19 protein-coding genes and 1 pseudogene are annotated in these 24211 nt (G+C 61.1%); 6 read left to right on the top strand and 14 right to left on the bottom strand.

Annotated features, from left to right (window positions below; all coding sequences use genetic code 11):
* Nucleotides 1-141: 141 nt before the first annotated feature.
* Together ACZYR5_RS28265 and ACZYR5_RS28260 are read right to left on the bottom strand one after the other, a co-directional pair.
* Nucleotides 142-846 (bottom strand): methyl-accepting chemotaxis protein, encoded by a 705-nt coding sequence (locus ACZYR5_RS28265; protein WP_371920040.1) that lies wholly within the window; start codon nucleotides 844-846, stop codon nucleotides 142-144.
* Between the two features lie 201 nt (nucleotides 847-1047).
* Nucleotides 1048-1926 (bottom strand): annotated as a pseudogene (locus ACZYR5_RS28260) (methyl-accepting chemotaxis protein); the annotation flags it as partial.
* A gap of 422 nt (nucleotides 1927-2348) precedes the next feature.
* Here ACZYR5_RS28260 and pmrG point away from each other — a divergent pair.
* On the top strand, nucleotides 2349-3041 hold the full coding sequence (gene pmrG, locus ACZYR5_RS28255) for a lipopolysaccharide core heptose(II)-phosphate phosphatase PmrG (protein WP_489092487.1): 693 nt from the start codon (nucleotides 2349-2351) through the stop codon (nucleotides 3039-3041).
* Nucleotides 3042-3049: 8 nt separating this feature from the next.
* A complete protein-coding gene (locus ACZYR5_RS28250; RefSeq protein WP_489092486.1) occupies nucleotides 3050-3883 on the top strand; it encodes a phosphatase PAP2 family protein in 834 nt (277 codons plus the stop codon).
* Here the strand turns inward: ACZYR5_RS28250 and ACZYR5_RS28245 are convergent.
* The 3 genes from ACZYR5_RS28245 to ACZYR5_RS28235 all read right to left on the bottom strand — a co-directional run bounded on the left by ACZYR5_RS28245 (nucleotide 3862) and on the right by ACZYR5_RS28235 (nucleotide 8343).
* Nucleotides 3862-5718, bottom strand: a complete 1857-nt coding sequence (locus ACZYR5_RS28245; protein ID WP_489092532.1) for a CocE/NonD family hydrolase — start codon at nucleotides 5716-5718, stop codon at nucleotides 3862-3864. The two genes, ACZYR5_RS28250 and ACZYR5_RS28245, sit on opposite strands and share 22 nt — an antisense overlap.
* Before the next feature lie 87 nt (nucleotides 5719-5805).
* A complete protein-coding gene (locus ACZYR5_RS28240; protein WP_489092485.1) occupies nucleotides 5806-7248 on the bottom strand; it encodes a YfcC family protein in 1443 nt (480 codons plus the stop codon).
* 192 nt (nucleotides 7249-7440) lie between these two features.
* A complete protein-coding gene (locus ACZYR5_RS28235) occupies nucleotides 7441-8343 on the bottom strand; it encodes a LysR family transcriptional regulator (protein WP_489092484.1) in 903 nt (300 codons plus the stop codon).
* Between the two features lie 229 nt (nucleotides 8344-8572).
* Between ACZYR5_RS28235 and ACZYR5_RS28230 the strand changes: the two genes are divergently transcribed.
* Nucleotides 8573-9793, top strand: a complete 1221-nt coding sequence (locus ACZYR5_RS28230; protein ID WP_489092483.1) for an OprD family porin — start codon at nucleotides 8573-8575, stop codon at nucleotides 9791-9793.
* A gap of 3 nt (nucleotides 9794-9796) precedes the next feature.
* On the opposite strand, the gene ACZYR5_RS28225 is transcribed toward ACZYR5_RS28230, so the two are convergent.
* Both ACZYR5_RS28225 and ACZYR5_RS28220 read right to left on the bottom strand, forming a co-directional pair.
* The gene (locus ACZYR5_RS28225) at nucleotides 9797-11242 is read right to left on the bottom strand and encodes an ArnT family glycosyltransferase (RefSeq protein ID WP_489092482.1); all 1446 of its coding nucleotides are present in this window, start codon (nucleotides 11240-11242) and stop codon (nucleotides 9797-9799) included.
* Between the two features lie 105 nt (nucleotides 11243-11347).
* Entirely contained in the window at nucleotides 11348-12757 is a 1410-nt protein-coding gene (locus ACZYR5_RS28220) for a DUF2252 domain-containing protein (RefSeq protein WP_489092481.1), read from the bottom strand.
* A 156-nt stretch (nucleotides 12758-12913) separates the two neighbouring features.
* Here ACZYR5_RS28220 and ACZYR5_RS28215 point away from each other — a divergent pair, with 156 nt between their 5' ends.
* Entirely contained in the window at nucleotides 12914-13345 is a 432-nt protein-coding gene (locus ACZYR5_RS28215) for a YciI family protein (RefSeq protein WP_489092480.1), read from the top strand.
* A gap of 145 nt (nucleotides 13346-13490) precedes the next feature.
* Here the strand turns inward: ACZYR5_RS28215 and ACZYR5_RS28210 are convergent, their stop codons facing one another.
* The 6 genes from ACZYR5_RS28210 to ACZYR5_RS28185 all read right to left on the bottom strand — a co-directional run bounded on the left by ACZYR5_RS28210 (nucleotide 13491) and on the right by ACZYR5_RS28185 (nucleotide 20328).
* On the bottom strand, nucleotides 13491-14483 hold the full coding sequence (locus ACZYR5_RS28210; RefSeq protein ID WP_489092479.1) for a LacI family DNA-binding transcriptional regulator: 993 nt from the start codon (nucleotides 14481-14483) through the stop codon (nucleotides 13491-13493).
* 75 nt (nucleotides 14484-14558) lie between these two features.
* Nucleotides 14559-16061 carry a glycoside hydrolase family 32 protein gene (locus ACZYR5_RS28205; protein ID WP_489092478.1) on the bottom strand — a complete coding sequence of 501 codons (1503 nt, stop codon included), beginning with the start codon at nucleotides 16059-16061 and terminating at the stop codon, nucleotides 14559-14561.
* Nucleotides 16058-17203, bottom strand: coding sequence for an ABC transporter ATP-binding protein (locus tag ACZYR5_RS28200; protein ID WP_489092477.1), 1146 nt, complete (start codon nucleotides 17201-17203; stop codon nucleotides 16058-16060). The genes ACZYR5_RS28205 and ACZYR5_RS28200 overlap by 4 nt, the downstream gene beginning before the upstream one ends.
* Before the next feature lie 27 nt (nucleotides 17204-17230).
* Nucleotides 17231-18073: a carbohydrate ABC transporter permease gene (locus tag ACZYR5_RS28195; RefSeq protein WP_489092476.1), complete on the bottom strand. Its 843-nt coding sequence runs from the start codon at nucleotides 18071-18073 to the stop codon at nucleotides 17231-17233.
* Entirely contained in the window at nucleotides 18070-19032 is a 963-nt protein-coding gene (locus tag ACZYR5_RS28190) for a carbohydrate ABC transporter permease (RefSeq protein ID WP_489092475.1), read from the bottom strand. The genes ACZYR5_RS28195 and ACZYR5_RS28190 overlap by 4 nt, the downstream gene beginning before the upstream one ends.
* A gap of 21 nt (nucleotides 19033-19053) precedes the next feature.
* Nucleotides 19054-20328 (bottom strand): ABC transporter substrate-binding protein, encoded by a 1275-nt coding sequence (locus ACZYR5_RS28185; RefSeq protein WP_489092474.1) that lies wholly within the window; start codon nucleotides 20326-20328, stop codon nucleotides 19054-19056.
* Nucleotides 20329-20496: 168 nt separating this feature from the next.
* Here ACZYR5_RS28185 and ACZYR5_RS28180 point away from each other — a divergent pair, with 168 nt between their 5' ends.
* Both ACZYR5_RS28180 and ACZYR5_RS28175 read left to right on the top strand, forming a co-directional pair.
* Entirely contained in the window at nucleotides 20497-22062 is a 1566-nt protein-coding gene (locus tag ACZYR5_RS28180; protein WP_489092473.1) for a carbohydrate porin, read from the top strand.
* 112 nt (nucleotides 22063-22174) lie between these two features.
* Complete coding sequence (locus ACZYR5_RS28175; RefSeq protein ID WP_489092472.1) at nucleotides 22175-23083, top strand: carbohydrate kinase family protein; 909 nt, start codon at nucleotides 22175-22177, stop codon at nucleotides 23081-23083.
* A gap of 187 nt (nucleotides 23084-23270) precedes the next feature.
* On the opposite strand, the gene ACZYR5_RS28170 is transcribed toward ACZYR5_RS28175, so the two are convergent.
* Complete coding sequence (locus tag ACZYR5_RS28170) at nucleotides 23271-24206, bottom strand: restriction endonuclease (RefSeq protein WP_489092471.1); 936 nt, start codon at nucleotides 24204-24206, stop codon at nucleotides 23271-23273.
* Nucleotides 24207-24211: the final 5 nt, after the last annotated feature.

Here is a 24211-nt window from a genome sequence, read left to right as displayed (position 1 = left end):
GGCGCAAAACCCTGTAGGAGCTGGCTTGCCAGCGAACCAGACGACTCGGTGTATCAGACACGCCGCGTTCGCTGCGATGCGGCGGCCCGACAAGCCAGCTCCTACAAGGGCACATGCCGCATCAACCATCGGCCGTCCGGGTCAAACCCGGAAATGGCTGACCATCATCTGCAACTGATTGCCCAACCGCGCCAACTCGATGCTGGAGGCGGCGGTTTCGTCGCTGGCGGCGGCGGTCTGTTCGGAGACGTCGCGCACGTTGACGATGCTGCGGCTGATCTCTTCGGCCACTGCACTCTGCTGCTCGGCAGCGGCGGCGATCTGCTGGTTCATCGACTGGATGTTCGACACCGTGCGGGTGATGTTCTCCAGGGATAGCCCGGCCTTGCGCGTCAGCTCGACGCTGCTGTCGGTCAGGCTGCGGCTGTTGCCCATCACCGTCGCCACCTGCTGGGTGCCGTTCTGCAAGGCAGCCACCAGGCCTTCGATTTCCTCGGTGGACTTCTGCGTGCGCTGGGCCAGGCCGCGCACTTCGTCGGCGACCACGGCGAAACCACGACCGGCTTCACCGGCGCGTGCGGCTTCAATCGCGGCGTTCAGCGCCAGCAGGTTGGTCTGTTCGGCAACGGCCTTGATCACGTCCATCACGCTGCCGATCTTGTCGCTTTCCTTCTGCAGCACGCTCATGGCTTCGGTGGAACGCGCCACTTCGTCGGCCAGGCGTTCGATCTGGGTGATTGCTTCATTGACCACCCGATCGCCTTGACGGGCTTCGCCATCGGCGGCCGCAGCCGCTTGCGAAGCTTGCTCGGCGTTGCGCGCGACTTCCTGCACGGTGGCAGTCATTTCGTGCATGGCGGTGGCGACCTGATCGGTCTCGACCTTCTGGCTGTTGACCCCGGCGCTGGTTTCTTCGGTCACCGCCGAAAGCTCTTCCGCGGCACTGGCGATCTGCGTCACCCCGTCGCGGATGCCGCTGATCAAATCACGCAAGGTCACGCCCATGCGCGCGATGCCTTGCTGCAACACACCCAATTCGTCGCGACGGGTGACGCGAATATTCTGCGTCAGGTCGCCACCGGCAATGCGTTCGACCACCGCCAGGGTTTCGCGCAGCGGGCGGGTGATCTGCCGTGTGATGAGCACGGCGGCGAGTACACCGACCAACAGCGCCAGCAGGGTGCTGATCAACTGCAGGGTGCGGGCCTGGGCGCTTTCGCTGTCGCGGCGATCCAGCTGGATCTTATACAGCGCGTCGCTGCGGGTGACGATGTCGCTGCCTTGCACGGTCATTTCCTGGCGCGCGGTGATCGCTTCGCCGTTCGCCGCTTTAAAGGCCTGCACCGCACTGCGGTAGCGGGTCAGCGCTTGCTCGAGCTGGCGCAGGGCGTCGGCCTGGCTGTCGAAGAAATGGCTGTTCAGCGACTTCAGGCTGGCCAGCGCCGCCTCCAGTTGCGCCGCGGCTTTTTGCTCGGTGGCCGGATTGCTGTCGGCGAGGTAGCCACGCACTTCATAACGGGCGAGCAGGAATTGCTCCTTGGCCTCGGAGACAGCCTGGAACTGCTCGAAGCGCTGATCGCTCAACGGCATCTGGCGCACGCGGTTGCTGAAATCGTTGATCAGGCTGTTGGCGCTTTCGGCGTTGTCGGCCATGGCCTGGCGCGCACTGCTCGCGGTGCGGTAGGCATTGCGCATTTTGTTCAGCGACTGCTGGTAGGCGTCGATGACCACGGCCTGCTCCCGGAGCAACTTGAGGTTGTCCGGGCTCTTGAAGGTCGCCAGCAGCGACTGCTGTTGGGCCTTGAACTCGTCGAGGGAGGTCTGCACGGTCTGCGCCACGGTTTCGTCGCCGTTGGCCAGCATGTATTGCAGGCGGGTGATGCGCAGCTTGGTCAGGCCGGCGTTGAGCTGGGTGATGTCGCTCATCCAGTTGCTGCGGTCGATCAACCCGCCCAGGCTGGTCCAGCCGGTGAGGGCGAGGATGCAGGTCAGGGCGAGGACCAGGCCGAACCCCAGGCCCAGCTTGAGGTTGACGCTGATATTGGCGAACCAGCTATTCATAAACAATTCCTCCAGGAACGTTGCGCTTCTTGATCGTCGGTGGGCTGGAAGATTGTTGTTATTGGGCGCCAGCAAGGGTGTAGATCGCCTGTATCGGCAGCCGGGGCGATAGCTGAAACGGTTTTTGTCACGGGCCGCCGGGCGGTTGGCGGGGCCGATCGGCCTTTACGTTTTTTTTCACATTCATTTCACCGACCCTCTACCTGCCTGTCTTTATTGTCCGGGCACACTGGCGTCACACAGACGTTGGCTTTTCAACGTGGCGCAGCGACAGAGGCGATAAGGGCGTGGCATCAAGAATCGAAGCGGTCAGTGCTCGGCCGAGCGTTGGGCTGTCGGACATCCGACGTTACAAAAACACCCTGATGACCCTGCTGCTGGCGCTGTGCGTGCTGGCGGCAACGGTCTACCTGACGCGCCCGGCTGCAGTAGTCAACCTGGGCCAGGGCAATCCATCGGGGCTGGCACAGTTGCGGGCGGATTGGGCCGCGGGCGGGATGATCGTGCTGGTACGGCATGTCGAGCGCTGCGACCACTCCAACGCCGCCTGCCTGAATGCCGCCGATGGCATCACCGAGCGCGCGCGCAGCGTGGCCGTGGGCCTGGGCGCGCAATTCGAGCACCTGGGGCTGGCCCATACCGATATCTACAACAGCCCGGTGCTGCGTGCCGTGCAGACCTCCAGCTACATGTTCAACACGACCACCGCCAACCAGGACTGGCTGTTCAACTGCAAGGGCACGCTGCTGCGCGATGCCCTGGCGCACAAGGTTGCCGGGCGCAATCTGGTGCTGGTGACCCATAGCGAGTGCATGGCCGAGCTGGAAAAACAATTGAAGGTGTCGAACTCGGACTTCGGTTACGGCTCGGCACTGTTCCTCTCTACGGCCAAAGGCAACGCCCGCTCGCAACTGGTGGGTTACCTCGACGCCTCGGATTGGCGCGCGGTGTTCAACCCATCATCAACCCCCCTCAAATGAGAAACTCGATGCAGACCTTTGCGCGCCAGCGATTCTATTGGGTGAATTTCGGTATACCGCTGCTATGTGCAGCGGTGGTGTTCCTGCTGTTCGACATGACCCGTATCGACATTGCGTTCAGCAACCTGTTGTTCGATCCGGTGAATCAGATATTCCCCATCGATCACATCCGCATCTTCGAGCAGTTCACCCACAAGTGGGCGCGGATCGTGCCGAACTGGACCGCGGAGATTGCCCTGATCGGCGGTCTGCTGTCCTTCGTCTGGCCACGCATCAAGCCGCACAAGCACCCGCGCCTGGGCAATTTTCTGGAGCGCAGCAAGGCTGCTCCGGTGCTGCGTTTCACCCATGAGCATCGTCGCGACTTCTGGTTTGTGGTGTTTGCCTTCGCCATCTGCACCGGGGTAATCCACTTCCTCAAGGCCCACACCAGCGTCTATTGCCCGATCGAAACCACCCTGTACGGTGGCCAACTCCCGCACATCGAGTGGTACAACAACTTCCAGTTGTTCCACGAAGCCGGCGAAGGCCGCTGCTGGCCCGGCGGCCACGCCTCGGGCGGGTTCACCATGCTGGCCCTGTACTTCGTCGCCCGCCGTCATCAATGGCGCTTCGCCAAGGCGATCCTCTGGGGTTCTCTGCTGCTGGGCTTCATCTACGGCACCACGCGCGTCCTGCAAGGCTGGCACTACATTTCCCACACCTTCTGGGCGGGGATCTTCGTATGGTTGTCGTGCCTGCTGACGGCGCTGGCGTTTTATGGTCGGGCGCGGCTGGATGTGCCGGTGCTGCAGCGGGCGGCAGCACCGGGTGCGGCGGTTCAGTCGCCGGTGGCCGGCTGAAAGGTCAGGGCGTGGGCCGGGACGGTGGTCAGTACCAGGCGTGAGGCGTAGTCGGCGCTCAGGTGCACGGTGTTGCGGGCGATCCGCTTGTGGCGCGCCTGACCCTCGGCTTCGCCGCTGTTGGGGTTGACGTCGAAGTGCGGGAAGTTGCTGCTGGCGATGTCCAGGCGCAGGCGATGGCCGGCCTTGAACAGGTTGCAGGTGGCGAAGGGTTCGATGATCACCTTGACCCGCTCGCCCGCAACCAGCGGCTGTGGATGGTCCCAGGACTGGCGATAGCGGCAGCGTTGAATGCCATCGGTGATGTTCATCGCGAAGCCTTCGGGGTAATCGGCGCTGGCCGGATACACGTCGACCAGCTTGGCGGTGAAGTCGGTGTCGAGGCCGTCGCTTTCAATCCACAGTTCGATGCGCAACGGCCCGGCGACAATCAAATCTTCGCTCAGTGGCGCCGTTGCAAAACTCAATACATCAGGGCGTTCGGCCAAGGGCCGATTGTTGCCCTGGGTGGCGAAGAAATCCGCTCGCTCGCGTTGATCGAAGGCGCCACCGACGAACACCGGCGCGCCGGAGGTCAGCGCACCGCCGATGGTCGGCACCGGATGCTCGGGGTCGGCGTGGTAGCTCAGTTGGCCATCTTGCTCACGCGGAGGCAGGGGGCTCAGGGTTCGTGCCTGATGCAGGTACAGGTCGAGGGTCTGGCTCCCGGGCAACGGCCATTGCTGGCTGTGCAGCCAGCGCCCGCCGTGGCGCAATCGCTGGTTTTCGTCACGCGTGCCGGCGCCGCCGCCCATCAAAAACACCTGCACCGACGGCGCGGGCGTTGCCTCATCCGTCGGGTCCTTGAGCGAGCGCTCGAACCAGTCGAGCCGGCAGTCCAGCCAGTTCTTGGCGACCTGCCCGTCGAAAGCCGCCTGGGCGCCGAAGTCGACGTCACCGCTGTGGCAAATGTTGCGATCACCGTGCAGCCAGGGGCCCATGATCAGGTGCTGGCGGGCGCCGGTGTGGCGGCTGAACGCGCGGTAGTTGGCCAGGGTCGAACTGACGTAGGCGTCGTACCAACTGGACATGAACAGCACCGGAATATCCGGCAGGTTGTGGTAGTGACCGGCGGCGTAGATCCCGGGCTTTTGCCAATAGGGCCCGAAGCTGCCCTGGGCCCATTGTTCCAGCAGGTAGGCTTCGTATTCCGGCACATGGCGGATTGGTGATTCGCCCGGCTGCCAGGGCATGCGGCCGAACCACTGATGAATATCTTCCTGCTCCAGTGCCTCGCGAATCCGTGGATCCGCCAGCGCTGCCGGGCTTTCCTTGGCCTGGCGAAACGCCCAGGTCGCCTGTTTCAGTTCAAAGGCGCCGCCCTGGCGGATCCCGCATTCGTAGGCGCTGGAAAAACCGCCGGAGTCCAGCACCATGCTGCTCAGGCCGGGCGGGTGCAGGCAGGCCATCGCCAGTTGGGTGTGGGCGGCGTAGGACAAACCCATGCTGCCGATCCGGCCGTTGCACCAAGGTTGTTCGACGATCCAGGCCAGGGTGTCGAAACCGTCCTCGCCTTCGGCGGTGTACTTGGTGAAGACGCCCTCGGAGGCATAGCGTCCGCGGCAATCCTGGAAGATCGCGACAAAGCCGTGGTCGGTAAAACGCGCGGCCATGGCCTCGCGGGAAATGTGCTGGCCGTCGAGCTGCTTCTCCGAGCGCGACGGCTTGCACTTGTCATAAGGGGTGCGCTCGATGACCACCGGCAACGCCTGGACAGGACCTGCGGGCAGGTAAATATCGGTGGCCAGGCGTACGCCGTCACGCATGGGGACCATTTGGTTGCGCAGAATCTGCATGGCAGGTAAGGCTCGTTCGGAAAGAAAAGTCATGGCAAAAACCTGATCCAGCCGGCGCCTGCGATTGCCTCGCAGGCGCCGCGCCCCTCAGTAACCGGTGGACACCGCCACCGCCAGCAAGACCATCGCCAGCACGGTGTAGATCAGGAACAGCGGCAGGATGTAGCGAGCCCACTGACCCCATCCCACCTGCGCGGTGGCCAGCAGCACCAGCAGGCCGCTGGAGGTCGGGGTGATCATGTTGGTCAGGCCGTTGCCCAGCAGGAAGGCATAGACCGTGGTCTGCGGGCTGACCCCAGACAACTGGCCGAGCGGGCCGAAGATCGGCATGGTTACCGCCGCCTGGCCGGAAGTGGAGGGGATCAGCACATCGAGCCCGAGCTGCGCGAAGAACATGCCGTAGGCCGACACTACCGGTCCGTGATCGCTGACCACACTGGCCAGGGCGTTGACGATGGTGTCCAGCACCTGGCCGGTGCTGAGGATGATCTCCACAGCCGTCGCCAAGCCGATCAGCACACCGGCGATCAAAACTTTTTTCATGCCGTCGACAAAGGCACTGGCAGCCACGCTGGCGGCCATGCCGGCAATGATCGCGAAGCACACACTGAGCAGCAGGTAGAACGCCGACAGCTCGTGGTATTTCCAGCCCCAGCGATTGGAGGCGTAGACCATGAAACCGACGCCGAAACCCAGCACCAACAGGTTCAGCAGGTGGCGAGTGCTCAGTGGCTTGTGTTCGAAGGCGATGCTGGCGCTGGCGTCAAAGCCGCTTTTGCGGATGCTCCACAGCACGAACAGGATGCCGACGGCGAGGAACAAGGCGTAGGCGGCGACGCGCATGCTCATGCCGCTGAAGATCGGCAGGCCGACCATCGGTTGCGCCACGGACAGCGCCACCGGGTTGGTGATCGACGCCAGGTAACCGATCTTCACCGAGATGCAGACAATCGCCAGGCCGATCAGATTCGACAGCCCGAGACGATTGGCCATGGCCACCATCAACGGCACGATCAGGATGAATTCCTTGGCCAGGCCCATGAAGGTGCTGCCGGCGGAGAACACCAGCATCAGGGTCGGCACCAGCACGTAGATATTGCCCCGGGTCATGCCCTGCAGGCGCTCCAGCCCGGCGTCGATGGCCCCGGCCTTGTTCAGCACACCGAACATGCCGCCGATGAACAGCACCATGAAAATCAGCGCCGCACGTTTCTCGATGCCCTGCGGGATCGCCATGAAACCTTCGATCAGCGACACCGGACGGGCGACCGCATCCTTGGCCGAGCGTGGCTCGATGACGAACAACTGGCTCAACGAATGGTTCTTCTCCTGCACCTGATAGGAGCCCGGCACCACCAGGCCGTTCTCACGCTGGAACTTGCCGGAATTGACCGCATAGGTGAAGGCGACTGCGAGCAGGACGATGCTCAGCAAAATGATCGCCGGGTTGATCTGCTTGCGTTGGCCAGGCTGTTTGGCGGCGGTCGGCGCGGCACTCGGCTGGCTGATGGTGATCTGCGATTCAGTCATGACAGCTGCCCTGGCCGGCGACGAGGCGGGCATCGAATGGAGTCTTGGCGAGCATGGCGGGTAGGCCCTCGGGGTTATTGTTGTTGGGTGTCGGCGCTTGGACGGGGCCGACACTAGGGCAAACGCTGGAGGGCGACAACGTTATGCGCGATACGGGTTGGGCTATGCGTTTTGCTGCGGTGTGCGGCGCGATCAGGGTTGCTGGATCGATTCGCCGAGGCGCTGTTTCAGGTGTTCGGCGAAGCTGGTTACCACGGCAGGGCGGGCTTCATCCGGGCGAAACGCCAGGCCGAAGGTGTAGGGCAGCATCGGGCGGAACGGCCGGGTGACAATCGGCAAATGGGCGAAATGGCTGGCCAGCAGGCCGTTGACGATCGACACGCCCAGGCCCTCGGCGACGAAGCTGCAGGCCGCGCCCACCGAGTGCACTTCGATGCGCACCTGCGGCGACAGGTTGGCGGCGCGGAACACCTGATTGAGTTCGGCGCGCAACGCGCGTTGCCGGCCCAGCAGCACCAACGGTACGTCGCGCAGGTGCTGGACATCGATCACCGCGTGGCGGCTCAGCGGATGGTTGGCTGGCATCACGCAGACCCCCTCGGTCTGCAGCACCGGCTCGATGTCGAAATCCGGCAGCTCGGTGGGCAGGCGCACGAAACCGAGGTCGGCGGAGCGATCGAGCACCGCGCGCTCGATCATGTCGTAGGAGCCGGTCAGCAGCTCGATGACGATGTCTTCATGGCCCTTGAGAAACTCGGCGACGATCCTCGGCAGCAGCTCCTGGGTCATGCTGGTGGGCACGCTGATCTTCAGCAGGCGCTTGCGTGAATGGCCGATGCGCAACTCGTCGGCCAGGCGCTGGATGCGCTGCATGCCGTCCACCAGCCCGGCGACCTCGGCGAGCAGTTCGTCGGCCTCCGGCGTCGCCATCAAGCGGCCCTTCTTGCGCAGGAACAAGGCGAAGCCAAGCGTCTCTTCGAGCTGGGTCAGCAGGCGGCTGACAGCCGACTGCGAGAGCCCCATGCGGGTGGCGGCACCGATGGTCGAACCGGTGGACATGATTGCCTTGAAGGCTTCGAGTTGCTTGAGATTCACGCGGTGATTTCCTGGATTCTGGCGCTGCCCGGCAGGCTGGAAAAGCAACTTGCGCATAGCCTGATGCGCTTCTCGCATAACGTTGTCGATGGGCTTTCGAGCCGTTAGTGTCCGCCCCAATGCGCTGCCAAGTCCAGCGCAACGCCGCCATGGCTGAGCGACAAAACCCCGCAGCGGGGCCTTTGCAACTGCCCATAAAATCGACAATACGGCACTGAGGAAAATAACAATGCGTGAGCTGTTCACGAGAGGCACGGTGGTGTCCGCAGGCATTTTGGCGAGCGTGTCGCCAGCGCTGATGGCGCAAGGTTTTATCGACGATGCCCAGGGCAAGCTGACCTTGCGCAATTACTACTTCAACGACGGTTATCGCGACGGTGGCGAGGACCGCAAGGAGTGGGCCCAGGGCTTTTTGCTCAACCTGCAATCGGGCTTCACCCAAGGCACCGTCGGCTTCGGCCTGGACGCATTGGGACTGGCCGGGTTCAAGCTCGACTCCAGCCCGACCCACGCCGGCACCGGCCTGCTGCCGGTAGGCGACAGTGGGCGTGCCGCCGATGAATTTTCCAGCCTGGGCGTCACCGCAAAAATGCGCATCGGCGAGGCGCTGGTGAAAACCGGCACCCTGTTGCCGAAAATCCCGGTGCTGGTCTACAACGACGGCCGCCTGCTGCCGCAGACGTTCCAGGGCACCCAGATCGAGTACAAGGGCATTCGCAACCTGTACTTGCACAGCGGACACCTGGACAAATTCAAGCAACGCAACTCGAGCAACAGCGTCGATATCTTCCCGCAAGGCTACAGCGGCAAAGGCACGGACTTCGATTTTGCCGGCGCCACCTACAGCTTCACGCCGACCCTGAGTGGCACCTGGTACTACGGCGAAATGCGCGATTTCTATCGCCAGCAGTTCCTCGGACTGGTGCACAAATTGCCGGTGGGGCCGGGCAGCCTGACCAGTGACTTGCGTTATTTCATCAGTGGCGAGGCCGGTGAGGCGCGCAATGGCCCGGTGGATGCCGATATGTTCAGCGGCCTGTTCACTTACCGCGTCGGCCCGCAGGCGCTGGGCATCGGTTATCAGAAAGTCAGTGGCGATACCGCCTTGCCCTACACCAGTGTTTCGACGGTGTATTCCTTCAGCAATGCCGGTGTCGGAAAATTCATCCAGGCCGGTGAGCAGACCTGGATGCTGCGCTATGACTATGACTTCGCTGCCGTACTTCCCGGCCTGAGCTTCATGACCCGCTACTACAAGGGCGAGAACGGCGACTTCAAAGGCCGCGAAGCGCGCGAGTGGGAGTCGGACACCAACCTGCGCTACGTCATCCAGGACAGCGCGTTCAAGGGCGTCGGCGTTGAAGTGCGCAAGGCCACCTACCGTTCGACCTACGCCAGCGACCGCGACAACTACCGCCTGTACCTGACCTACGACCTTGCCCTCTGGTAAGGGCTATTTTTTGCCACTGACGAAGTAATACGCCTGACGCCCCACCCTCATCTGCTTCAACACTTTCAACGGCGGCGCCGGTTCGCTATCACTGGCAATCAGCGCCAGGTGAGTCGGCGAAGCGGCGAGGAAGCGCTTGAGCTCGTCGTCAGTCTGCAAGTCCTTGAGCAGGCTGTGGGTGTAGAACACCGTCGCCCCGGCCGTGCGCTCGTTGGCCTGGAACAACGCGACTTCCTTGCCTTCGGCTTGCAGCGTCTGGATCTGCTCGGTCAAGGGCAGGAACGACAGCTTGCGATCGGCCCGGGGTGCGGCCCACTGGGCAGCGGCGAGGTAGGCGACGACGACCAGGCTGAGCAGCGCGATGGCCAGGTGGCGTCGGTGGCGCGCGATCCGGCCAAGGATCCCGGAGCTTTGTGTGTGCTGGCGCAAGCGCTCATAGAGCAGCGCGGCATATTCCGCGGCGATCACCGCCGCCGCGGGTGTCAGCGACATCAGGTACACCGTGCGCTTGCTCGACGCCAGCGACAGCATGACGAATTCGGCCAGCAGCCAAACGCTGAAAAACAGCAGGTAGCGGTTGTTCGCCAGCTGTTTGCGAAAGTGCCACAGCCCCAGGTACACCAGAATGTTCCATGGCAGGAAGGCTTCCGGCAGTTTTGCCAGGTAGTAGTAGAAGGGCTCGTAGTGCCCGGCCTCGACGAACGAACCGTCGAACCGTCCGATGCTATTGGTCAGCAGCACCTCCGCCACCGCCGCCGAGCCGCCGCGCTGATAAAGCACCAGCAACCAGATCAGCAGGGGAATCAGCCCCAGCAGCGTCAGCAGTCCAGGGCGCAGCCAGTCGCCGGGCTTGATGCGTTTATCGAGCAAGCTTGTACACACTAGATAAACGAAGATCACCACCCCCGGCATCGCCAGGCCGAGCACGCCTTTGCTCAAGGTGGCAATGGCGATACCGCCGACAAACAGCGCAGCACTGCCCAGCGTCGGCCGGCGATGCCCTTGAAAAAACGCCAGCAGCGCCATGCTCACACCCAGCGCCAGCAAAGCGTCTTCACCGACGCTGCGCGAGTTGACCCAGTAACTGGCCATGGTCGCCAGCAGGATCCCGGCGGTCCAGGCGATCTCCTTGGGCCTGCCGAAGCGCCGCAGCATGGCGTACAGCAGCATCACGCTGAACAACCCGGCAAACGCCGAGGCCAGGCGCACCGCCCAGGGCGTGCCGCCGAACGCCCGGATGGCGCCGGCATCGAGCCATAGGCTCAGCGGTGGTTTTTCCAGGAAAGGTTGGCCGAACAGACGTGGAGTCACCCAGTCATTGTCCAGGTGCATCTGCATGGCGATGCCGGCCACTCGGGCCTCGGTGGAGCCTTGCAGTTGGTGGTTGCCGAGGGCGAAGAAAAACAGCAGGGCAGCGAGCAGGAACAGCAGCGGGGCAGGGCGCGTCATGTGCTTGGGGCTACCGGAGGCGGGGGCGGGAGGGCTGCAAGTATAGGGCGGCGAATCTGAACAAATAGTGAACGCCTTGTGACAGCTCGCCTTTCGCCGTCGGGATCAGGGCAGATGGTCGGCGGCGAAATCGGCTTCCGAGCGCGCCAGCAAACGGCCGGTGCGGCAGGCGTTCTGGAAACGCTCGAAATCCCGCTCGTTCTGATCGCTATAGGACTGGGCGTACTTGAACAGCGCGTCGGCGAGGGTGTCGCTCTTGCCGATGTAGCCGCTGATCAACGCGGCTTGCCCGGAGGCCTTGGCGTGGGCCCGGGCCAGCGCGCGGCCGCAGGTGCGCGCGTAAGCGGAAAAGGTCTCGGCATCGAAGGTCTCCAGCTCCGCCGAAATTTTCATGTCGCGCAACTGGCGCAGGTAAAAGTGCCGGCCGTGAGGGCCGCTGGTCCAACCGAGGAACAGGTCGCTGGCGGACTGCATCAAGCGCTGGCCCTCCACCACCCGCTGACCGTTGTGGCGCACCCGGGATTTGCTTTTCACATAGTCCGCCAGCACCGAGCGCCGCGCCTCCTTGATCTGCAGAAACAGCGGACGCTCCTGATTGTCAGTGAGCAACGCCACCATGCAGCGTGTGCCGACACTGCCGACGCCGACCACCTTGAACGCCAGGTCCTGCACCTCGAAACGCGCCAGCAACTCCCGGCGATCCCCGGCCAGCGTCCCGCGATAATCGCGCATCAGGGTGTCGTACAACGGCCGCCAATCGGCCAGGCGCAACCATTCATCCTCGGCATCGAGCAAGGTGGTGGTGTTATGCAGATGAAAAATCTCCGGCAGGTCGTCACGAATCAACAACCGACCCTGGGCATCCCGCTCGCAAATCTTCGGCAGCAACTCGGCATGAGTGCGCCGCGCCGCCTTGTCGACGGCACGCTGCACGTGCTGCAAGGTGGTCTCCGACTGCGCCCGCTGCAGCAGATCTTCATAGCTGATGGAGTCGTACCAGATCTCCAGCGCACTCTGCTCGGCACAGGTCGCCATGCTGCGCTGATAGGCACCGATCAGCTCCCGGCACACCGCTTCCTCCACCGTCGTGCCATGGCGCAAATCCCGCGCAGCAATCAGAAAACTCGCCACCAGCCGCTTCAAATCCCACTCCCAGGGCCCGGGATGCACCTCGTCGAAATCGTTCACGCTGAACAACAGATTGCGCTCCGGCGTGGCAAACCCGCCGAAATTCATCAAATGACAATCCCCACAAATAATCGAACGCAGCCCCATATCCGGCGTCTTCGACAAATCGTGGGCCTGCAGCAAGGCGTTGCCGCGATAAAAGGTAAAAGGCGACACCAGCATCCGCCCATACCGCAAAGCCACCAACGACTGCACCCGCCCCTCACTCGACGCCTCGATCAACGGAATCGGATCGCGCGCGCTTTTGGCGTGCAGCGCCTGGGAACTGCGCGGGCAGTCTTTGCGGGCTTCCTTGCCTTGTTTCAGGCGGTCTTTGAGGGTGGTCATGGTGGCCCTGCGTGGCGTGCTGGAGTGAGTGAAACGCTAGCAGGGATCCGAGGGTTAGCCAGAGGGCGGCGGGTAGGGGCGGAAAGAATTTTCAGGTGGATTGTCGATTGCCGCCCCGCTCATTCGACTAACCCGCAAACCACAGGAGATACCGCCATGCGCTTCATGATCATTATCAAAGCCAGCCCCGACTCCGAAGCCGGAAAAATGCCCAGCGAGGCGTTGTTGACGGCCATGGGTAACTACAACGAAGAACTGCATAAAGCGGGCGTACTGCTCGCGGGAGAAGGCTTGCAGCCGAGCAGCAAAGGGGCGCGGGTGCGGTTTAGTGGGGGTGGGCATACGGTAATTGATGGGCCGTTTGCCGAGACCAAGGAGTTGATTGCGGGGTTTTGGCTGTGGCAGGTCAGCTCGAAGGAAGAGGCGATTGAGTGGGTGAAGCGGTGTCCGAATCCGATGCCGGGGACGGAGGCGGAGATCGAGATTCGGCAGGTGTTTGAGGTTGAGGATTTTGGCGCGGAGTTGACGGAGGAGGCAAGGGAGCAGGAGGAGAGGGTGTTTGGGGAGTCGCGGGGGAAAGGGTGCTGAAAAAGGCAGGGTCCAGATGCAACAAAACCCGCGGTTGGCGGGTTTTGGATTGCTTAGAGTTTGGTGGGCCAAGATGGAATGCTGACGGCGTGAGTTCGCACCCGGTAACCGCAAACGGGCGTGCGATCACCCAATTATCTCATTCTTATAGTGATGACCTGACCACCAATGGACAATCAACCGGCTGGGTTCCCGATACCTCAAGGGTCTCGATCAGGTGCAGGGCAGCCTTGCGGCCAACCTCATAATAGGGCAGTTGCACCGTGGTCAGCGGTGGGATGAACAGCTCGGCGATACCGATCATATTGTCGTAGCCGAGGACGGCGACATCGTCGGGAATTTTCAGGCCACGGCCGAATAACAGCTGATAGGCACAAAAGGCGATGCGGTCGTTGCCACAGATCAGAATATCAAATTGGGGGCGACCATCAATGAGGTGCCGGTCGAGGATGGCTGCTGTTTCACCATAGGCATCATGATCGGAAAGGTCGTATTGCAAGAGTGCGTCAGGCGCCAGTCCGAATGCCTGGCAGGCACGCTGCAGGCCTCTTTGTCGCAGGCCCCAGGCCAGACTCTGCCTGGGAAGATTGATACACAGGGGGCGCTTGTAACCGAGGCTCAACGCGTGGTGTACGGCCCGGTACTGCCCCATTTCGTCGTCTGGCACATAACTGACCAGCCGACTGTCATCCGCCAGGCAGTTGGCGAGTACCAGTGGCTTGCTCTTCAATCGCTCGGGAATGCACACCTGGCGAAACCCCATGGCGCTGAAGATCAACCCGTCGGGACGGTGCGACAACATCAGGTCGATGTTCTGGTCGGTGGGCGGGTTGCTCAGCAGGTTGAGGATAAACACGTTCCAGCCGGCTTGCTGCGCGGTCTGCTCGATCGACAGCAGCAGCTCGACCGCGAATGGTGTGGTCGCGGTGTCCAGCGCGAACACACCGATGGTTCGCGACTGGAGGTTATCGCCACGCATCTTGCGCGCCGACAGGCTCGGTACGAATTGCAGCTCATCAATGGCACGACGCACCCGTACAAGGGTTTCGGGGCTCAGTTTTTCCGGGGTGTTGAGCGCTCGAGACACCGTCATCAGGGACACGCCGGCCAGCTGTGCAACGTCTTTCACTGAAGTCATGCGAAGTGAGACCGGTCAGGTTGACGCGGAATCATGACACATGGCCCGGGCCTCTCGCGACCGCAATGACGCCCCTCATAGCCATCCCGAGTCGAGAGGCCAGGCCTTGGGAATCGACACACGCCCGCCACTCCCGCTTGCCAGAAGCTTCACGCCCAGACTGTCGGGCCGCGGATAGAGGCGGCTGCTGAGGCTGAAGCGGCCGTTTTCGTCGAACACCTCGATAGACGAGCGATCGAGAAACACGCGCAGTTCCAGTCGCTCTTGTGTCGGGTCTATCGGTACGCTGCGCTGGCCTGTGACTTGCGCACCCGAGCGGCTACGGTCAAGCACCAGGCGCTGCAACACCGCATCGTAGTAGAGCAGGGTCTGTTCATGACCATCGTCGCTGCAGCGCAACGCGACGCCCAGATGACCGTCGGTGCAGCCGAGTAAATCGAGGTGCACATGAATTTCGAGCATATCGCCACTCACTTCCGGCACCCACCGGGTTCCCGACTCGTCCCACCATGGCGTGCCAGCCAACGGCGTCAGTCGCAGAGCGTTGAGCTCCCGTGCCGGCCGCACGCAAAGGCGATCTGCACACAGTTCAAGCTCGCGTGGCACACCGAGCATGCCGCACCAGTGATGGGCCTGGCTCGGCATCGGGCTTTCCCACATGTCGAGCCATGCCCACACCAGGCGCCGACCGTCTGCGGCCAGGAGCGTTTGCGCGGCATAGAAATCGTGGCCGCTATCCAGCTCGATGAAAGGCCCGCCGGTGAAGTGCCATTCGCTGTCGAGGCGGCCCACTCGATAACCGGTCTGATACTTGTTGAGCCGTTCGTAACCCTCGGGTTGCATGCCCTGAGGGGAGTACAGCAGCACATCGCGTCCATTCAACTGAAACAGGTCCGGGCATTCCCACATATAGCCGTCGCCCTCGCTGCCGCTGGACACATAGTCGAGAAACTCCCAGCTCTGCAGATCGGAGGATCGGTACAGCGGGAGCAACGGCACATCGTCCAGGCGTGCGCCGGCAATCAGGTACCAGCAGTCACCCTCCTGCCATACCTTGGGGTCACGAAAGTGCATGATCCTGTCCTGCGGCGCGGTCTCGATGACAGCGCCATGCTTGATGAACCGGATGCCGTCGTTGCTGGTGGCCAGGCACTGGACCTGGCGGATTGAGCGCTCGTCCCCCACCTCCCCCAGCCAGGTGTGCCCGGTGTAGATCAGTGCCAGGGTGTCGCCACACACCACCGCGCTACCAGAAAAACATCCGTCACGGTCGAAGTCACCGCCAGGTGCCAGCGCAATGGGCAGGTGCTGCCAATGAACCAGATCGGCACTCTTGGCGTGGCCCCAATACATCGGGCCCCATTTCGCGTCGAACGGGTAATGCTGATAGAAAACGTGATATTCGCCACGAAAGTACACGACCCCGTTTGGGTCGTTCATCCAGCCTGCCGGAGGGGAAATATGATAACCGGGTCGATAGTCCTGGATGACTCGAGACGCGCTGTCATCCAGTGCACGCTGGGCAATGGCAAGGGAGGAAGTCATTGGAACGCTCATGGTATTCAAGGGTAAGGTCATAGGGCGCGCGCTCGGGCTGAGCGAACAGAAACGTCGTCGGGCAAGCTTTCAATGGCTGCCGGGTGGCGCCCCACAGCCGCGCCGTCGGCGTCGAACAGGTGCAGGTTGTCCATGTCCAGATAGAGTTCGACCCGATCGCCTGCCTGCCATCCGGCGTTGACCTCACAACGACAGATCAGTGGTTCGTCCTGACCGATATCCAGGTGCACATAGGTTTCACTGCCCAGGTATTCGACCCCGCTGACGACCACGCCGGCAGCTCCCTGCGCCGCCCTGAGCGACATGTGTTCCGGGCGAATGCCCAGGCTCAGCGGGGCGTCGGCCGCCAGGTTCGAGCTGTCGAAGGGCAGGGAGGTCATACCCAAAACGGCAGTGTCGACCAGGCTGGTTTCGCCCGGCACATGCAGGCGCGCCGCCAGAAAGTTCATCTTGGGCGAACCGAGAAAACCGGCGACAAAGCGGCTCGCCGGACGCTCATAGAGTTCGCGTGGTGAGCCGACCTGCTCCACGCGACCGCCATTGAGCACGACAATCTTGTCGGCCAGGGTCATCGCTTCCACTTGGTCGTGAGTGACGTAGATCATCGTCGAGCCAAGTCGATCATGCAGCCGGGCGATTTCGTTGCGCATCTGCACCCGCAAGGATGCATCCAAATTGGAGAGAGGCTCATCGAACAACAAAATGTCCGGCTCACGAGCCATGGCTCGGCCCATTGCCACGCGCTGGCGCTGCCCGCCGGACAGTTCTTTCGGCTTGCGTTGCAGCAGTTTGTCCAATTGAAGGATTTGCGCTGTTTTCAGCACGCGCTCATGCAGGCTGCTTTTTTCAGTTCTGGCCAGTTTGAGACCAAAGCTGATGTTGTCGTACACGCTCATGTGCGGGTACAGCGCGTAAGACTGAAACACCATGCCGACGCCACGCTCGCGCGGCTCCAGGTCGTTGACTCGGCGCCCGTCGATCAGTAGGTCGCCGCCGCATATCGAATCCAGTCCGGCAATCAGTCGCAGCAGGGTCGACTTTCCGCAGCCCGAAGGGCCAACGAAGACGACGAATTCACCCGCGGCGATCTGCAGGCTGACGTCGCGAAGAATCCGCACGCCGCCCAATTGTTTGTTCACGTTGTCCAGCTGCAATTTGATCAAGATACGGTTCCTTGTAGTTGTCGGGCATCAACCCTTTAACGCGCCTGCAGTGAGGCCGGAGACGATTCGGCGCTGGAAGATCAGCACCAGAATCACCAGTGGGACGGTGACCACCACCGATGCGGCCATCAGCAGCCCCCAAGGCAGCTCATGGGGACTTCCGCCGGAGATCAAGGCGATGGCGACCGGTACCGTGCGTTGCGTGTCGGTGAGGGTGAAGGTCAGGGCAAACAGGAACTCATTCCACGCCGCGATGAAGGCCAACAAGCCAGTGGTGACCAGTGCGGGCCAAAGCAGGGGCAACAGCACGCGGGTCAGCGTGACCCAGGGCGAAGCGCCATCCATGATCGCCGCTTCTTCCAGTTCATGTGGCAGTTGCCCCATGAAGGTGGTCAGCACCCAGACGGTGAAGGGCAGGGTGAAAATCGTGTAGCTCAGGATCAACGCCAGGGACGTGTTGTACAGGCCCAAGGCGCGTATCACTTCAAATAGCCCCGACAGTACAGCGACCTGGGGAAACATCGAGACGCCAAGCACGATCATCAACACCGTGCCACGCCCCCGGAACTTCACCCGGCCCAAGGCGTAGGCGGCGGTCAGGCTGAGGAATAGCGCCAGCGCCACCACGCAGAGCGCAACGATCAGCGAGTTGCCGATGGCTCTCAAGAATGAGGATTGATGGAGGACAGCCGCATAATTTGAGAAGTCGGGGCTCTCGATCCAATAGCTCACCTCGAACAGGGCGCTGGATGGCTTCAGAGAGGTCACGATGGCGTAATAGAAAGGGAAGACCGCATACAGCAGCAAGATCCCGATCAAACACCAAAAGCCGATGCGCAACAGCGCTTTTTTGATTGAGCGCTGGTTCATGGGCGAACCTCCAGATGACGACGTCCGAGGTAGAGATAAAGCATGGCGATCACCGCAACGACCAGGAACAGCAGGGTCGAGGCCGCGCTGCCATAGCCAACGTCCTGGAACTCCACCAGGTGCTGGCGGGCATAGACCGACATACTCATGGTGCTCGAAGAGTTCGAGGTCAGCACATAGATGACGTCGAATACCCGCAAAGAGTCGAGAATGCGGAAGATCGCCGCCACCAGCAGCGCGGGCATTAGCAGGGGAAGCGTCACACGCCAGAACACTTTCAGCGGATGAATGCCGTCGACCCTTGCCGCTTCGTAGCAATCACTCGGCAACATCTGCAACGCCGCCAGCATCAACAGCGTGACAAAAGGAACGGTCTTCCAGACGTCGACGATGATGACTGCCCACATCGACAGATCCGCATCTGCCGTCCAGGCCAGCGTGGCGTCAATCAGTCCGAGGCTCAGCATCAAGTGATTGATGATGCCGAACTGGTCGTTGAGCATCCATGACCAGATCTTTGCCGAGACGATGGTAGGAATCGCCCAGGGAATCAGGATCATCGCACGCACCAGGGAACGGCCTGTGAATTTGATGTTCAGCAGCAGTGCCACCAGCAGCCCCAGGACGACTTCGAGTCCCACCGACACCACGGTGAAATGCAACGTGTTACGCACAGCGTTCCACCATTGCGGATCGACCAGGATGCCCGACCAACTGGAACCGTTGTGGAATAGGTAATTGCTCAAGCCGACGAAGGATCCGCCACCGGTGTCCGCCAGGCTGGCATCAGTCAGGCTGAACCAGAATGTCCGCAGTAGCGGCCAGGCCGCCACCAGGGCCAGACACACCAACATGGGTGTCAAAAACAGCCAGGCAGCACGTACTCGACGACGCTGCACGGGAGTGTCCCTGGTGAGCAGGAGCTCGTCACGGGGGGCATGGGTAGTAGAGACAGACATGGTGATTTCCTTCCTTGTGGCTTACCAGTTCCGGCGTTTGATGCGCGTGAGTTCGCTTTCCAGTTCGGTCAGCGCCTGATCGACTGGCAACTCGCCCGCCAGCACACCATGCACTCGATCGAAGAACGCATTGGAGACCCTTGGATAGCGGTCGGCGGTGATTGCGGCGGGGCGCATCACCCCATCGTTGAGAATGCTTTGGAGCTGACTGTAATAAGGCATTGCCGCGAGCAGTTCGGGATCCTGATACAGCGACTCGATCACTGGGTTATAGGCGGCAGCCAGAGCACGATGTTTTTGCTGTTGGGCGCTGGTCAGGTAGCCCACCAACTCGGCGGCAAGTTTTGGATGGGCGCTGTAGCGCGAGACCGCCAGGCCCCACCCACCGAGAGTGGATGCATGGTTGCCGTTTTCGCCGCCCCGGGGCAGGGGAGCGACTCCAACCTGGTCTTTTACAGCGCTGTCCTGGCTTTGCACCAGGGCCCAGACATAAGGCCAGTTACGCATGAACAGCGCATTTCCCGACTGGAATACGCCACGGCCTTCTTCCTCGGTGTAATTGAGTACGCCCCGTGGGGAGATGTCTCCCACCCAGCTCTTCGCCAGGGTCAAGGCCGTTCTCGAGGCCTGACTGTTGATCACGATGTCGCCTCGTGGATTGACCAGTCCGCCTTCCGGTTGGCTGCTGATCCACTCCAGCGCATTGCACGTCAGGCCCTCGTAGGCGCGCCCTTGAAAGATGTAGCCCCAGGCATTGGGGTTCCCGGCAGTGCGTTCGGCCTGTTGAATATGCCTGGCGGTAGCGGTCATTTCCTCCCACGTCTGAGGCACCTGCCGGTCGTACTTCTCAAGCAAGTCCTTGCGGTAATACAGCAGGCCCGAGTCGGTAAACCACGGCATCGTCACCAGCCGTCCGTTCACCGTGGCGTTATCCACCTGTGCCTGGAAGTAGCCTTGGGTGGCGTTGGCGGGAAGCACCTCGCGCAGATCCATCAGGTGTTTGGCCAGCATACCCGGCCACACCATATCGATTTGAATGATGTCGATGTCAGTGGACTGCGCACTGAGGATCTGTTGGTAGAACGACAACCTCTCGGTCGCCGAGTTAGGCGTGGAAACCACCTCGACGGTGTTGCCGGTCTGTTTCGACCACGCCTCGACCGCCTCCTTGCAGAGTTGTAACTCCGCACCCACCGCACCGCACGAGATCGTCAGATCCGCTGCGCTCGATAGAGATGGAAGGCTGACGCAGAGGGTGAGTAGTGCGACTGGAAGCAGAGATTTCAGCGGATTCATAAAGCCTCTTTATTTTTGTTTTTAGAAAAGTTAACGTTAACAACGCCAAATGTATCAGCGTATTTGCGATGAGACATCATTTTTTTCGTCGATGTGACAATTCATCATTGACGAAAAATTGCTCCGTCGCGGCAACAAAAAACAATAAAAACAAAACAGGGAATCCACATGCAGAAAGCATCAGGCTGGCTACTCGCAGGTGTGCTTGGCACCTCGGTGGCAACCTCTCAGGCCGCAACTCTGGAACAACGCATGGCTGCGTTTGAAGCCCGTGCCAGCGCAGCGGAAAAACGTGCCGCCGCCGCCGAACAGCAAACTCAGGCACTTGCCAGAGAACTGCAACAGATCAAACTGGCCACTCCCGCCTTGCAGCCGGCAGCGTCTGCTACCGCAGCCGTTTCGGTGCCTGCTTTGGACACCCGACTGGCAAAACTCGAAGCCCGTCAGCAAAGCATGGAAAAGCAGGGCAGCAGTGGGCACCTCACTGACGGCTTCAGCTTCAAGGGGTACGCCCGCTCCGGATTACTGATCAACGATGGGCTGGGGGGGGGGCGTGGCGGTCCGTATACAACCCCGGCCGGCTCAGTCGGTGGTGCAGTCGGACGACTCGGCAACGAAGACGACACCTACATGCGCATCGACCTGTCGAAAGAGGCCTATGCGCAAAACGGCACCCGCGCCAAATTCACCGTGTCCATCGCCGACGGCGTGGAGAGTTCCAATGACTGGACGGCCGACGAGAGCAACCTGAACGTGCGTCAGGTCTTCACTGAACTCGATCAGCTCGCCGCCTTCAAGGGCAACACAGTGTTCGAGAACGCCACTTTGTGGGCCGGCAAGCGATTTGATAGGGATAACTTCGATATCCACTGGCTGGACTCGGACGTGGTCTTTCTGGCCGGCACCGGAGGTGGAATCTACGATGTGCAGATGAACAAGGGCTGGCGCTCGAATTACTCCTTGATCGGCCGTAACTACGGGGATTTCAGTGAGGGCGGTATCAATGCCGATGTGGAAAGCTACATCCTGACCTCCAACCAGTTCTTCGACAGCGGTACGTGGCAGTGGATGTTCAATGCCATTGGTTCAAAGAAAAACGACATCGGCAGCCGCAGCAATGAGGCGGGTCTGACGCCTGCAGATTCCGGTTTGCACAGCATGCTGGCCAATCACCAGAAGGACTTTTTCGGCAGGGAAGGCTTCTTCAAAACGGCACTGCTCTACGGACAAGGTCTGGGGGCAGAGGTCAAGAACATCGGCTCGGATGGCGAGTTGATCGACGACGCTCGCGCTCTGCGTCTGGCGGTTTATGGCGAGACACCCATAGCGCCAAGCTGGCGCATCGGCCCCAGCGTGTTGGCCGAGCAAAGCAAGGACAGGTACGTCAAGGGTGACGATTACCGCTGGATGACCCTGAACGTTCGGTTGGCCAATGAAATCAACCGCAATTTCGAGATGGCCTACGAAATGAGCTGGCAAACCATGGATCTCGACCCCAAGGGCTACCTGCAACGTAATGCGGTTGATGGTAACTTCTGGAAATTCACGATCGCCCCGACATTCAAGCCTGATGTGGGCGACCTGCTCACACGCCCCGAACTGCGAGTGTTCGCAAGCCTCATGGACTGGTCTTCGGACCTGGACAGCTACAGCACCTATGACTCCTTCGGCAAGTCGGACTTCAATGCTGGAGGCGTGTGGCAGTACGGCATACAGATGGAAACCTGGTTTTGATAGTTGAACGCGTCCGGCCAACACCAAGGCGCCAAGGCGTATTGAGTAAGTGATTACAGGTCGAAGCTGATTAGCCAGCAGTGACCCACGACACAGTATTGAGGAAATGACGATGGTATTGCCTCGCGCAGTAGTATTTGGCGAAGCGCTGACCGACCTTGTCCAAGGCACTCCTGGACAGTGGAAGGGCTACCCGGGTGGTGCTCCCTGGAACGTTGCACGAGCGCTAAGTCGCTTGGGTGTTGGCTGCGCTTTTGCCGGGTCGGTGAGCATGGATTCACTGGGTGACGAGATAGTTTCGCAGTCGGAGGCGGCAGCGTTGGATATGAGGTTTATCCAACGGGTAGACCGAACGCCTTTGGTCGCCATCGTTCCATCAACCAGTCCTCCAAAATACTTTTTTGCTGGAGAGGCCGATCAGTTTTTTGATCCCGATCTGATGCCCGAGGGATGGATCAATCACGCAGAACTGTGTCATTTCAGCTGCATCAGTTTGGCTCGACAGCCACTCGCAGGCAGGCTGGTCAGAATTGCTCAGCAGGTAAAAGAGGCTGGTAAACGGATTAGCTATGATCCGAACTGGCGCAATTTAATGGATAGCCATTATCGGGAGCATACCTTCCCGACGATGACCGCCCTTGCTGACATGATTAAGCTGTCCGACGAAGACCTTCGGCATATTTATCCAGGGCTTACCGAACACCAGGCAATGGACGAGCTTCGCGCGCTCAACCCTCAGGCGCATATCCTGTTTACCCGAGGGGAGCACGGGATGATGCTCCACACCCCGGACAGCCAACTCGAGCAACCGGCTATTGCCGTGAAAGTGCAAGACACGGTTGGAGCAGGAGACGCTTGTATGGCGGGTTGGTTGGCGGCGGACTTGCTGGGGATCTCAGACTTGAGCGCACGCCTGCGATTTTCAGCGGCCTGCGCCTCCGTATCGTGCCGCTATCCCGGGGGCTATGCTCCAGCGCTAACTGAGGTGGAAGGTTTGCTGCGGGTGATAGCACGTATCTGATCATGGATTTCGGGCACAAAAAAAGACGTCGTGGGCGTCTTTTTTCGTTGATTTGGTGGGCCGGGGTGAGCTGAAACCAGTTGGTATCTATCTGTTTTTGCTAGTAAATAATTGTTTGTTCAACTTGCCTGGAATACCAGTTGGAACGCTGCATGGCCTGGATTCCGATGGACGGTGATTTTTGAGCTCAGCCAAGCGATTCATCAAAGTAGTCGCTGTCGAGCCTTGGCACCTTGTAAAGCTGCGAGCTGACTCCGACCTCGTGATCCAACATCAGATTGACCAAGCGTTTACCGTCGACCAGTACAAGCCCTTCGACCGATAGCGCGAACTCAACTGCTTGGGCGGTGAAGCCAGAGGTAGTTATGAATACGCCGCGTTTTGCTTTCTGTCCTGCCAGGGCGCCATAGAACGCCTGCAAATCGGGGCGGCCTACAGTGTTCTGCCAGCGCTTGGCCTGCACGTAGACTTTCTCCAGACCCAGCGCGTCGAGCGAGATCACGCCGTCGATTCCGCCGTCGCCACTACCGCCGACCTGCTGTAGTGCCTGACGGTTCGCTCCGTAGCCCAAGCTGTGCAGGACGTCGAGTACGATGTGCTCGAAGCGCGTCGGGCTCGCTTGCAACAGGCTGTCCAGCAAATCGCCCGCGACGCTGGTGCGCAGTTCTAGGATCGCCTGATTCAGGCGCTCCTGCGGGCTGCTAGTTGCGAGGTCAGTCTTGGTAATAGGCGCTGGCGCGTCATTGCCTTCATCCAGCGAGGCGGCATCCGGCGCTGTCTTCAGCTTTACGCTCATGAAGTTCACTGCTAGATGCTCGACCTGCTCTGGGCTCAACGGGGCCGGATTGGCTTGGGCGAATACGCGGCCGGTGTCGGTTAGCTGCCAGTAGCCACGCTTTGCGCTGCTGGAATAGCCCGCGCGCTTGAGCCGATCATGCGCCCAGCCGGAGCGGTTCTTGTAAGTAGCCTGGCCGCTGGCGATGGTCTCCTGCCGCTGTACCTCGCTCAGACCAAGTGTCAAGGCAGCTGCTTCATGGGCCTCGCCCGCGATGGCACCCTCCGGGTGGGCGGCGAGAAAACGCAGGATGGGCTCTATGAACTGGTCGTAGGTCGGGACAGGCATGGTTC

It is taken from the genome of Pseudomonas sp. F007 (assembly GCF_057814275.1).
The sequence above is the reverse complement of the archived record's forward strand: the minus strand, read 5'-3'. Positions and strand labels throughout refer to the sequence as shown.